General features: G+C 47.4%; 13 protein-coding genes. 4 read left to right on the top strand and 9 right to left on the bottom strand.

Annotation, left to right across the window (positions count from 1 at the left end):
- Positions 1–8: 8 nt before the first annotated feature.
- The 3 genes from AC6ESP_RS21260 to AC6ESP_RS21250 all read right to left on the bottom strand — a co-directional run bounded on the left by AC6ESP_RS21260 (position 9) and on the right by AC6ESP_RS21250 (position 4,025).
- Positions 9–1,769, bottom strand: coding sequence for an ABC transporter ATP-binding protein (locus AC6ESP_RS21260; RefSeq protein WP_497098749.1), 1,761 nt, complete (start codon positions 1,767–1,769; stop codon positions 9–11).
- Between the two features lie 174 nt (positions 1,770–1,943).
- Positions 1,944–2,912 (bottom strand): 6-phosphofructokinase, encoded by a 969-nt coding sequence (gene pfkA, locus AC6ESP_RS21255; protein ID WP_497098748.1) that lies wholly within the window; start codon positions 2,910–2,912, stop codon positions 1,944–1,946.
- Positions 2,913–2,942: 30 nt separating this feature from the next.
- Positions 2,943–4,025 (bottom strand): tetraprenyl-beta-curcumene synthase family protein, encoded by a 1,083-nt coding sequence (locus AC6ESP_RS21250; protein ID WP_497098747.1) that lies wholly within the window; start codon positions 4,023–4,025, stop codon positions 2,943–2,945.
- A 223-nt stretch (positions 4,026–4,248) separates the two neighbouring features.
- Between AC6ESP_RS21250 and AC6ESP_RS21245 the strand changes: the two genes are divergently transcribed.
- Positions 4,249–5,436: an MFS transporter gene (locus tag AC6ESP_RS21245; protein WP_497098746.1), complete on the top strand. Its 1,188-nt coding sequence runs from the start codon at positions 4,249–4,251 to the stop codon at positions 5,434–5,436.
- Positions 5,437–5,613: 177 nt separating this feature from the next.
- On the opposite strand, the gene AC6ESP_RS21240 is transcribed toward AC6ESP_RS21245, so the two are convergent.
- Entirely contained in the window at positions 5,614–5,811 is a 198-nt protein-coding gene (locus tag AC6ESP_RS21240; protein ID WP_497098745.1) for a cold shock domain-containing protein, read from the bottom strand.
- Between the two features lie 78 nt (positions 5,812–5,889).
- Positions 5,890–6,591 carry a class I SAM-dependent methyltransferase gene (locus AC6ESP_RS21235; RefSeq protein WP_497098744.1) on the bottom strand — a complete coding sequence of 234 codons (702 nt, stop codon included), beginning with the start codon at positions 6,589–6,591 and terminating at the stop codon, positions 5,890–5,892.
- Positions 6,592–6,803: 212 nt separating this feature from the next.
- Here AC6ESP_RS21235 and AC6ESP_RS21230 point away from each other — a divergent pair, with 212 nt between their 5' ends.
- The 3 genes from AC6ESP_RS21230 (at position 6,804) to pepF (ending at position 9,297) form a co-directional block, all read left to right on the top strand.
- Positions 6,804–7,037: a hypothetical protein gene (locus AC6ESP_RS21230; protein ID WP_497098743.1), complete on the top strand. Its 234-nt coding sequence runs from the start codon at positions 6,804–6,806 to the stop codon at positions 7,035–7,037.
- A gap of 110 nt (positions 7,038–7,147) precedes the next feature.
- Entirely contained in the window at positions 7,148–7,330 is a 183-nt protein-coding gene (locus tag AC6ESP_RS21225) for a hypothetical protein (RefSeq protein WP_497098742.1), read from the top strand.
- Between the two features lie 176 nt (positions 7,331–7,506).
- Positions 7,507–9,297, top strand: a complete 1,791-nt coding sequence (gene pepF / locus AC6ESP_RS21220) for an oligoendopeptidase F (RefSeq protein ID WP_497098741.1) — start codon at positions 7,507–7,509, stop codon at positions 9,295–9,297.
- Between the two features lie 74 nt (positions 9,298–9,371).
- Here pepF and AC6ESP_RS21215 read toward each other — a convergent pair whose 3' ends face one another.
- The 4 genes from AC6ESP_RS21215 to AC6ESP_RS21200 form a co-directional block, all read right to left on the bottom strand.
- Positions 9,372–10,127, bottom strand: coding sequence for a class I SAM-dependent methyltransferase (locus tag AC6ESP_RS21215; RefSeq protein ID WP_497098740.1), 756 nt, complete (start codon positions 10,125–10,127; stop codon positions 9,372–9,374).
- Complete coding sequence (locus AC6ESP_RS21210) at positions 10,117–10,539, bottom strand: VOC family protein (RefSeq protein WP_497098739.1); 423 nt, start codon at positions 10,537–10,539, stop codon at positions 10,117–10,119. The genes AC6ESP_RS21215 and AC6ESP_RS21210 overlap by 11 nt, the downstream gene beginning before the upstream one ends.
- A gap of 214 nt (positions 10,540–10,753) precedes the next feature.
- Positions 10,754–11,611: a DUF92 domain-containing protein gene (locus AC6ESP_RS21205; RefSeq protein WP_497098738.1), complete on the bottom strand. Its 858-nt coding sequence runs from the start codon at positions 11,609–11,611 to the stop codon at positions 10,754–10,756.
- A 33-nt stretch (positions 11,612–11,644) separates the two neighbouring features.
- Entirely contained in the window at positions 11,645–12,379 is a 735-nt protein-coding gene (locus AC6ESP_RS21200; RefSeq protein ID WP_497098737.1) for a glycerophosphodiester phosphodiesterase, read from the bottom strand.
- Between the last annotated feature and the right edge of the window lie 14 nt (positions 12,380–12,393).

The raw sequence follows: 12,393 nt of genomic DNA, 5'->3' as shown, positions 1-12,393 counted from the left end.
CCTGTTCCTTATACCTGCTCTACCAGTCGCAGCTGCTGGTTGGCGAATTCACGATATAAAGCATGGGAACGAAGCAGCTCCTCATGCGTGCCCCTTCCAGTAATGCGACCATTCTCTATGAACAGAATCTGATCCGCGTCTACAACAGTAGACAGCCGATGAGCAATAACAAGAGTCGTGCGTCCTTTCATCAGGTTGTCCAGCGCATGTTGGACGACAACCTCTGACTTACTGTCCAAGCTTGATGTTGCTTCATCCAGCATGAGAATCTGGGGATCACGCAATAGCGCTCGCGCAATTGCGATCCGCTGACGTTGTCCGCCTGACAGCTTAATACCGCGCTCTCCTACCTCCGTATCATACTGCTCTGAGAGCTCTCCAATGAACTGATCCGCATAGGCCATCTTAGCAGCTGCTACCAGTTCCTCTTCACTAATCGTTCTAGCCGCACCATACGATAGGTTATCCCGAATTGTCCCTGCAACAATCGGACTCTCCTGTGAGACGTAGCCAATCTTGCTTCTCCAATCCGATAGAGATAATTCAGCAATATCGCTATCTCCGATGCGGATTACGCCTTCCTGTGGAGTATAGAATCGCTCTAGCAGGGAGAACATCGTTGTTTTGCCGCCGCCGCTCGGTCCAACGATCGCTGTAATTGTGCCAGGCTCAAGCTTGAAATCAATATCTCGCAGCACCTCATCATGATCCCCATATGCAAAAGTGACATGATTTACATGAATCGTCTGATTAGCATTCAGTAGCGGACGCCCAACATCGGTAAGCTCCTCTTCTGAATCCAGCGTCATAATAATTCTCTCCGTTGCCCCGACAGCCTTCTGCATTTGAGTAAAGAAGGTGGAAATTTGATTAATAGGCATAACGATCTGTATCAAATACAAGATAAATGCAACCAGATCACCCGCAGTAAGCTCGCCTGATGAGACTCGCATACCGCCATAGCCGATAATTAGCACTAGCATGGTCATCATAACAAAGCCTACAAGCGGGAATATAAAAGCTTGCAGCTTCCCTTCGCGAATGCCCAGCGCCAGCAATGTAGTTATTGATTTCTTCCCTGTCTCATACTCATGCGGCTCTGCATTCGAAGCCTTTACTAAGCGAATCTCGGAGAGCGCTTGATTGAGAACCGACGTAAAGTTAGCCGTCTCATCCTGTAAATTCTTGGAGATCTTAATCATCTGTCGTCCGATTGGTACCATAATAGCCATAGCAAGTGGAACCGCAAGCAGCATGAGCAGCGTCATCCGCCAGTCAAGGAACAGCAGGATCGTAACAGCTCCAATGATCGAGATGATTCCGTTGAAAAATCCAGTAAGATGCTCCGTTATAAGTCCCTTCACAACTCCAGTATCATTCGTAACCCGGCTAATCGTGTCACCTGTCCGATGCTTGTCATAATAAGGTACCGTCAGCACAAGAAGCTTCTTCCACAATCGATCACGCAGCCTGGCGACTACTGTCTGACCAATTCGACTGAGCAAATAGATTGAAAATCCGGAAGCCAATGCCTGCCCGATAAAAGCTACTGACAGCATAACGATCTGGCTCGTGCTTATACTTGTGATCGTAAAGCTGTCCACCACATTTTTCGTAAACAAAGGTACGACTAAGCCAACTACGGTTGATACTACACTCAACAATATGGCTGTTACAAGCATCCACTTGGACGGCTTCGTAGCCGCAATTAATTTCAGAAACGGTCGCCATGCGCTGCCGCTCTTTTTCTCTTTCTTGCTCTTACTCATTCTACCCCATCTCCTTATCTTCTCTATATCAGAAGAGTACACCACTAATGTAAACGGCATTTAAACGGGAAAACGCCAGAGCTGGGATGCTCTGACGTTGGATACCGCTGCTTGATACTGTTCTAGCCCGATCAAGAAGCTTCTTATGCATATAATGGCGTTTCTTGTTGCTGATTATTGAGAAAGGCGAAGCGCCAATTCGTACATGTCCATGTTGAATGGTTTTTTCGTATGAACGACTGTGTCGATGTCCGTCGTTACGAGCTCACCGCGAACAATTCCACAAGCTTTGCCGGACTCTCCAGCCATCAATTGATGAACAGCGAAATCTCCCAATCTGCTTGCCAGAATACGGTCAACAGCAGTAGGTGTACCTCCACGCTGAATATGACCAAGTACAGTTACTCGCGGCTCAAGACCACAGCCATTCGTGATTTCATTGGCAACATCCTCGCCCTTGCCAGCGCCTTCTGCAACTACGACGATGCTGTGGCGTTTGCCTTTGGCGAAGTTCGCTTTCATCCTTACCGATACTTCTGATAGATCGAATGGCACTTCAGGAACGAGAATCGTCTCTGCACCGCTGGCAAGACCTGCATGTAGAGCAATATCTCCGCAATGACGCCCCATTACTTCTACTACAGATGAACGTTCATGGGAAGACATCGTATCGCGAATCTTATTAATCGCATCTACAACGATGCTCACTGCTGTGTCAAACCCAATCGTCAAGTCCGTGAATGGAATATCATTGTCGATTGTACCAGGCAAAGCCATCGTTTTGATACCCAGCTTGCTTAGTTTATTGGCACCTTGATAAGAACCGTCGCCGCCAATAACAACAAGACCATCAATACCGCGTGCACGAAGCACCTCAGCACCGCGCTCTTGACCCTCAGCTGTCATAAATTCCTTACAGCGAGCCGTCTGGAGAATCGTACCTCCACGCTGAATAATATCTCCTACACTACGAAGATCCATTTGTCTCAAATCATCATTTAACAATCCTTGATAGCCACGTTGAACACCATACACTTCAAGTCCGTAGAAAATAGCGCTGCGCACTACTGCGCGTACAGCTGCATTCATTCCTTGTGAATCGCCACCACTAGTCAATACTGCAATCGATTTTACTGAAGACATCAAACATTCCTCCAAAATAGTTGAAATTATTTAAGCCTGTTGTTTCCGAATCCACATACTGTTGATTAGAAAAAATAGGCGGGTTAGCGGACTATTCTTCATAAGCTTGCGGGTAATGCCGCGAACCTCGGTCTGCGTTCTCACCTTAGGATCTGACAAATAGAGCGCAAGCAGCCCTTCAATTATGAGCCTGTGGAATCCGGATGCGGGAAGCTTCAACACATCCTCGCGAGCCCGTGCCACAATGATGCCAAGACGTTCGACAAGCAAATTCTGATTCTCATAATAATTGCAGAAATTCAGATCTCCGCCAGCTTGGTCTTCCTCCTGATCAATTAAATAATCAAGCATAATATGAAGACCGCACACATGTGGGAAATATATATTTTTAATGGACGCTGCATCCTGCGTGGACAAACCCTCAACACTGGCAGCTACGAATAGCATAAACATGCCAAGAGTTGAACCCGTGGCAGCCGCAAATTCATTCCATTGCAAATTCGGATAGTGATGTGCATGCTTTTTCCACCAGGCAAGCAATTGCTGCTCGCGGAGGTCTTTGTGAATATGCTTGTACACCTGCAGATCACCGTATAGTGCTACAAGCTCAGACACATGGCTCTGTACACTGCTGTAGGAGGCCAATTGTGCAGCATTGCGCTGGCAAGTCGTTACGAGATGATGCAAATAACCGTTATCCTCTCGTTCCGTTCGGTAAGCATAATAGTCCTGCAGTGAGGCGTCTGGATTGACTGCATCCAGCATAGATTGATGCAGCTGTCTGAAATCCTCCGGATCTAGCGAGGTGCTGCGATCACAAAGATTATCCAAATAATCGCTAATCGTCTGAAGAGACACGATTAAAGGAATCAGAACATGACGCTGCTCCAGATTCGCGCATGCGTATACAGCGCCTCCCTGGCAATGAAACTTCTTGCTTGCCATGCTGTCAAGCGCTTGTGTGCGCAGCTCTGGATCGGAGATTTGCTCCGCCATTCTGTGCAATTGTTTAAATTCAGCTTCTACTTCTGGCAATACATATTTGTATACACGATGCATCAGCTTCAATGGACCCTGGGGAACTCTGCTGCCTGATAAGCTTGTTAATCTCATGCTGCACCCCTCTTTAATATAGTCATCTGATTGATGCTTAAGGGCTATGAAGGGTATAAAGATTCGCACACAAATTGTAGAATAATATCCCTACAGTGAACCTTACGTCATAAATGTACCATTTTGACAAACAATAATCCAGCGCTTCATGCTATACTGATTAACAAAATCGTTACTTAATCTGTTTATATTTATAATTTGGAGATGGAGTGAAATTTCATCAATGGACAGCTCAGACATGCAAGTAGAGCTTTCTGCCACGGCAAAAAGAGAAACGCTATCGCTTCGCGCCTTCGGGTTCTCTACTTACGCAACACAAGCTGTAATCGTGTCCTATATCCCTTTGTATTTCTTGGATAAAGGCTTTACAGCGTCCCAGATCGGCATTATATATTCGACAGGGCCGTTCATTTCGATCTTCGCGACTTCACTTCTAGGATGGGCCAGCGACAAATTCCAAACGATCAAAAAGCTGCTTACTCTGCTATTGTTCGGACAACTGGCTATGCTTGCCTTGTTGTTTCCTGTAGAGCATTTTGCCATTATTTGTACAGTCATGATGGCTTTTTATTTTTTTCAGACACCTATTAATCCGTTAAGCGACAGTCTGTATTTATTATCTGCACGTTATACAGGAACACCTTATGCCTTAATTCGAATATTCGGATCGCTTGGCTTTGCTCTATCAGCATTTCTGTTCGGGCTGCTGCTCAAGGAGATAGGCTCTGCCTGGACACTTCCGATCGCACTGGCAACCATATCGATTACGATCGTTATATCCTTTTTCATCCGAGACTATCGAGGCTCTTCACGCAAAATTGACTTCTCAGGCTTCTTCAAACTATTAAGCAAGCCGAATATCTTCCTCTTCTTCATCATTTTATTAATTGTCTCTATCCCGCATCGGATGTATGAAGGCTTTCTAGGCATCACCCTGCGAGAGATGGGTGCAAGTGATTCCTTGGTTGGATTCGCATGGATGATCTCGGCGACGAGTGAAATACCGATCCTATTCCTGCTAGGCAAATACGGACATAAATTCAAAGAGCTTCCATTACTGGTCATCGCGTGTGTGCTCTATGCTGTGCGACTGTGGCTGCTCGCTGAGCTTAATGACCCTTACTGGGTACTCGTCACTCAGCTCATGCATAGTGTGACGTTCGGCATTTATTTCTCAACGGTCCTTCGGTACATCTCACAGCTTATTCCAGATGAGTTCCGCTCCTCTGGTCAAGCACTGTTCGCTGTCGTATGGACAGGACTTGCTGGCGTCATCAGCGGCACCTTCGGGGGCTATGTATTCCAGCATCTAGGACGTGAAACCTTCTTCCAGATGGGCTCTGTCTTAGCTCTAATCGCAGGTGCCGGATTCTTAATCAGCTATTATTATAATCGTTCTAGAGTGTCATAATGGAAGCCCCCGGTGGTCCGCTTGTACAGCGCACTTCCGGGGGCTTATTTCTTTTGTCATTGTCTGAGAAGGTATTCATTATTTGCCGTTGCCAACGCAAAAAAGAGACCTTATGTCCGAATAATCGAACGCAAGGTCTCTTTATTATGCTGACACACCTGATTATAAGCTTGAATCTTATAATTTAACGACGTTAGCCGCTTGAGCGCCGCGGTTGCCTTGAGTAATATCGAATTCTACGGATTGACCTTCTTCTAGAGCCTTGAAGCCATCGCCTTGGATAGCTGAGTAGTGAACAAATACGTCTTCTCCATTATCAACGGAAATGAAGCCGTAGCCTTTTTCTGCGTTAAACCATTTAACTGTTCCTGTCAAATGAACAACCTCCTAAAAATGACCGCCGTTAATGACGGCTAATACCCTTATTATATATTCCAAAATTGGAAAAATCAATCATATATTTATGCTCAAATACATTTTCGAGTCAGGGATGAATGGAAGCTTGGATGGCCGAAGCACCGGCTTTCCTCCAGCCTTAATGATGGCTTCCATAAGCTCATCAAGCTCCGGATAAGGCTCCCAGTTGAGCTTCATTACAGGGTAGATTCGCACCTCGCCGCCCGGCCTGCACACTCGCATTAGCTCAAGCACCGATTGGATATGGAACTCTGTCCCTAGATGATCCGCATATAAAAATAACAAATGACTGCATAATACGAGTGAAAATGTATCGTTGTCGAATGGCAGATGCGGAAGCTGACCTGAATGATAGCAGCTCTTGCCTGCTTCAGTGTCCAAATGCTCGCTGAACTGCTTCAAGGAGGCTAATCTGCTAGCCTTGTGACTATCGGGACTTCCATAAAAACTCCAGTCGAAGACATCCACCAGCGCAGCTAGCTTAGCTGTCGATACTTCAATCTCCTCAGCAGCTTCAAGCACCCATTCCTTAACGCTCTTCGCGTATCTGGGATCGATAGCTATAGCATCATATCCACGTCTATTCGCCTCAGCTGTGAATGATGATGCCCCCGCTGCCACATCAAGCACCCTGCCTTGCAAGATATCTGCATCGGTTAAATCGAACATTCGCAAATATTCTTCATAGCTTCTGCAGGTCATTGAAAAACCAATCTGTTCGTAGGCTTGTTTACTCATCTCGAAAAACACTCTCCTCGTCTCATCTCGTCTCATCTAAACTAATAAATACGGGCTCTTGTGAAGCGGTGCTCATTCTTGTTCTTGAAACGACTTACTGAACAGGAATATCCTTATTCTACCACCTTATAATATTGATTTCCACTACTAAAAAAAGCTATGATGGAGAGTATACGATTTAACGTATTAATGAAGGGTGGAAATGAATTTCTATGTTCAAAAAGCACGAAATATACAAATTAGACAAATACAACATGCTCAATGTTGAGGTACAAGGCAAAACCTTGATCGTCCGCGAAATATCGGATCAGTGGGGCGAAGAATGCCATACGTTCGTCAGCCGTCCGGAGATGCTTCATTGGGCAGAGCAGCGCTTCCGTCCTGAGAGCTATGTTGGACGCGAACAAGAACGTGAAGATATCATTGCAGCCTTTAAAGCGATCTAATTACCCATTCCAGATGAAATGTTGATCAGCAGAAGGAAAAAATCCCCTATGCGGCGAACATATCGATGACAGGTGCCGCATACGACAATACAGGAGGTTTCACGCAGCAAATGGATGTAACAACTACGATCATCTTTATTATTGCCGCGTTCGCTTTAGGCGGGGTCGTGTTAATGAAACGCGATTCCTTAGCTCCTGGCTTGCGTCGCGGTCTTGCACTCGTATCTATCTTTTTCATTGCTTTTGCTTTTTTCTTAATTGTGTACAGCTTTTTCACAATGGGAATCGAGTAAATGAAGCTGCGCCGGACATACTAGGACAAACTGTGTTCTAGAGGTGATAGCTCCATATGAAATGGTTACCCATTCTATTAACGTTAAGCCTTGTGCCTGGCTCTGCTGTATCCAGTATGGCTAGGCCTAGCGCTCATCAAGCCGCAATATCCATAACCGTTCCGAGGAGGAGTTCGATGAATCACGTACCTAAACGTTCAGAGACTGCAGTAGAAAACCGTTGGAAGCTGGAGGATCTATTCTCTGATAAAGCTGCATGGGACAAGGAATATGCCAAAGCGAAGGAACTGATTAAGAAAGCTGAAGTGTTCCAAGGCAAGCTTGCCAATGCCGAGCAGCTCAAAGCATGCTTCAAGCTGGAGGATGAACTGTCCCTGCATGTTGAACGGTTGTATGTCTATGCCAATATGAAGCATCATGAGGATACAGCAGAGCCTGTCTATCAAGCATTGTCAGATAAATCAAAAAAGATTAGCGTTGAAACCGGCGAGGCGCTCTCTTTCGTAACACCAGAGGTACTTTCACTACCTGACGTTGAGCTTGATGCTATGATTACGAATCCTGAATTGGCAGAGTATCGCCATACTTTAGAAGAAATGCGCCGTCAGAAAGCGCATGTATTATCCAAGAATGAAGAAGCACTGCTTGCTCAAGTGGGCAATATGAGCTCAGCTCCTGGTTCGATCTACAGCATATTGAACAATGCCGATCTGAAATTCCCGAAAGTGAAGGATGAGAATGGCGAAGAGGTTGAGCTGACGCAAGGCCGCTACATTCAATTTCTAGAGAGCAAGAATCGCGACGTACGGAAAAATGCTTTTACAACTATGTATGATACATACGGTAAGCTCAAGAATACCCTTGCAACGACATTAAATGCGAATGTAACGAAAAATATTTTCTATGCGCGTGCACGCAAATATCCATCGGCACTAGACATGTCGCTCTATGGGGACAACATTCCGCAATCGGTATACACGAATCTCATTGACACGATTCACAAGCATCTTCCCCTTATGCACCGCTATATGAATCTTCGTAAAAAGCTGCTCGGACTTGATGAGCTTCATATGTACGATCTATTCGCACCACTCGTCGACGAGTTCAATATGGAAATCAAGTATGACGAAGCGAAGAAGCTCGTGAAAGAAAGCTTGAAGCCGCTTGGCGAGGATTACTTAACCGTGCTTCAAGATGGATTCGATAACGGCTGGATCGATGTGTATGAGAACGAAGGCAAGCGCAGCGGCGCTTACAGCTGGGGCGCATTCGGAACGCACCCCTACGTATTGCTCAACCACAAGGATAATCTGAACAGTATGTTCACGCTCACCCATGAGATGGGCCATGCGCTTCATTCCTATTATTCCGATAACAACCAGAACTATCGTGATGCACAATATACGATTTTCTTGGCTGAGGTTGCTTCCACGCTGAATGAAGCACTCCTGATGGATTATTTACTGAATAAATCAACTGATCCGAAGGAAAAAATGTATCTGCTCACCTATTACGCCGATCAATTCCGGACGACAGTATTCCGTCAGACAATGTTCGGCGAGTTCGAGAAGATTATTCACGAGAAGACTGAGCAGGGTGAATCCTTGACGCCTCAGGAGCTTAGCGAGATCTATTATGATCTGAATAAGCTGTATTACGGGGACGATATGGTCATCGATAAAGATATCGAGATGGAATGGGCTCGTATTCCCCATTTCTACAATAGCTTCTACGTCTACAAATACGCGACAGGCTTCTCTGCAGCAACTAGCTTCTCCAAGCAGATTCTGGAAGAAGGCGCTCCAGCCGTTGACCGCTACCTTGGTTTCTTGAAAAGCGGCGGCAGCGACTTCTCGATTAACATCCTGAAGAAGGCTGGCGTTGACATGTCTACGCCAGAGCCGATCGAGCAAGCGATGAGCGTATTCGAGAGCTTGATTGAGCAGATGGAGCAGTTAACGAAGTAAATGCGATTGTATGGACGAACGGCCCAAGGATCATTGATCCTTGGGCCGTTTGTGTTAAGCATTACAGCAGGAAGCTATACCTCACCCCAGTATACCTCGGTCTCATAATCGAACAATACCTGCCCATCTTGATGAGTCTGTTCGAATAATTGCTCCAGCTCCTCCATCATCGGTTCATATTGCGGCTGGCCAGGCATCGGGGCATAGGAGGAAGATAGGAGTCTGCCGGTGAGCTCCTCGAGATTGAAGGTTTGACGGTTCGTGAACCGAGCGACATGACATTCTCCACTCTTGAAAAATGGAAGCAAAGTGTCTTCATTGATGAATTTATGGCCTACTTTATCATACTCGGTACAATACGTATGGAGCAGACGGTCATAGCCCTCTAGGAATGGCGTTCCCTGTGTTAGCCTCGAATTCCAGATAAGCACCGCAATACCTGCTGGCCGGAGTATTCGCCTAAATTCTAATCTTGCTGCGTCCCGATCGAACCAATGGAAGGATTGTGCGCAGACGATATAATCAACTGCCTGCTCCGGCAGTCCAGTCTCCTCTGCGGAGCCTGCTATTGCCCGGAATCCCGCTGCCTCCCCCAAAGCTGCTACTGCAGCATTGCGCATAGCATCATTAGGCTCTATTGCAATCACGCGACTGCCCTGCTCTAGCAGCAGCTTCGAAAAAATGCCTGTTCCCGCACCAATGTCTGCAACCTCAGCAGCTTGATGCAGTCCGACAACCTCATACAAATAGGTGATTACCTCATCCGGATAGCTCGGACGATATTTCACATAGCTGTCTACCCGATTCGAGAAGCGCTCTTTACTGTTCATCGCTTGACCCCCACTCTATAAATTCGAGACGATTGCCGAATGGATCATTGGCATAAAAACGTTCGATACCCTCTTCTGTTCTTGCATCATCTTCAATAATCGGAATGCTATTATGCTGTAAATGCTGTTTCAGAGCTTGCAATCCATTCATTAGAAAGGCAGGGTGCGCCTTAGTGGCGGGGATAAATGGCTGCTGCACACCGATATGAATCTGATGGGCGCCACACTTGAACCATACGCCTCCACGTTTCAGTAAGCTTGCCGGCTTCGGTATTTCCACCCAGCCGAGCAGGCCGCCAAAGTAAGCTCTCGCCTTCTCCTCACAGCCCTCAGGTGCTGCTAATTGTACATGATCAATGCCATTGAAGGTGAAGGGTTGGGAGATAGATAAAGATTCGGATGAGGATGTCATAGGTTTCCTCCGTTCATGAGATGGTAAAATAAGACCTTCATTGTTTCATATAGTGAAACTTAGTTTCATAATATTATTGTACATAAATGGAAGGACTCTGTCTATATCTATTGGCTGAGATCAGACTGTCCTCTCGGATCGACAAAGTCCATATACAAATAAAACCCCTTCCCGGAAAGGCCGTATTGGCCGAAATCCATGAAGGGGTAATTCGTTATAGCAATAGCGCGCCAATCGCCCAGCCGAGCACACCAGCGAGCAAGGACGACAGAAGGTTCACCCTGTCGTTGTTCATGAATGCGAAGCCTCGCACTCGCTCAGCCGCGACGCCACAATGGGTGGCGCGCTCGATCTCGCTGCCGCATTCCCGGCAGCGATACATGGCTTGGACGGTGGCGCCGAGCAGCGAGTCGGCGAAGCAGCCGGCCAAGCCGGCGGCAGCCGCGGCAGCGACCAGCGCCGCGGCGCCGCCCCAAGCGTCCACAGCAGCGTAAGACTGCTGTGGGAGCGCCAGCAGCGCTGCTGCGACGACGCCGATGAACGCGGCGCCCGCTAGCGCTGCCATGGAGCCGAGCAGCGTAATCGCGCCGCTCGTGCCTGGTGTAACCCGCTTGCCGCTCGTAATCGAGCGAGGCGCTGTACGACTAAGGGCACCGAGCTCGGTAGCCCAGGTGTCTGCATTAACCGCAGCCATTACGCCAATATAGGCGTACAGCCAGCCAGAGCTAGGGAATGCAGCATAAGCTGCGCAGAGCACCAGACCAACTCCTCCATTCGCCCACACTTGTCCCGCATCGCGGCGGCCCGTTTTCTCATATTTCGCTTCTGCAGCAGCCTTGGCACGATGCTTCCGCTTCCACTTGGACCATACCGTAGAAGATACGAAAAAGGCAATTAGACAAGCAAACCAGACCGGCTCTCCAAGTGTAGCGAAGCCTGTCCCCATCACCACTGCCGACCATGCTCCTGATGCAGAAAGCGAGCGGGAGCGATAGGCAGCCGCAGCGATCAGGCCGCTTCCGAGTAAGCTAATAAGCAGCCGCAGCCACCATTCATCAATCCAACCAACCATTGCTCCGCTCCTCTATTCATATACTTAACAACATTATAATTGCTCCATTGCTCTGCGCCAGCGGTCCGGATAGTTCGTGCAGATCATAAGATCGGGATCAAGTGCAGCTATTTTACGGATCAAACGCTCGTCATTAATCGTCCAAGCCATCACTTGAATATTCGACTCCTTAAGCAGCTTAACGCGATTCTTATTCAATCTTGAATAATCAATGGATAGAAAGTCAGAGGCCGTCTGCTTGAGCTCCTCCGGAAGCGAATTGCGCCATCCGTCAATAATAAGCCCGGTGCGGATCGTACCGCCCGTCTGCTTCCATACACTATTAAGTGCACCCGCATGAAAGGAAGTAAGCACAATGCTTTTCTCTAGTCCATGAGCCCGAACTCGATCAATGACCCGCTCCTCCAACTGAGGGTACCGGACACCATTCGTCTTCAGTTCAATATTCAGGCTGCACCTGCCACCAGCAAGCTCTAGCACAGAATCGAGGGTAGGAACACCTTCCCCTTTGTACAGGGGCGAGAACCAGCTTCCTGCGTCTAGAGCAGTAAGCTCCTCTGCTGTCTTAGCTTTTACATCGCCCTTGCCATTTGTCGTACGTCTAAGCTTGTAATCATGAATAACGACAGGCACATTGTCGCTAGACAGCTGTACATCAATCTCGACCCAGTTCACATCTGGATCATCAATGACCAATTGTATGGCGGCAAGCGTATTCTCCGGCGCGCGACCGGACCAGCCCCTGTGCGCTACACACGGATTTCTCATGTTGTCTATCATCC

Source organism: Paenibacillus xinjiangensis (assembly GCF_059686975.1).
The sequence above is the reverse complement of the archived record's forward strand: the minus strand, read 5'-3'. Positions and strand labels throughout refer to the sequence as shown.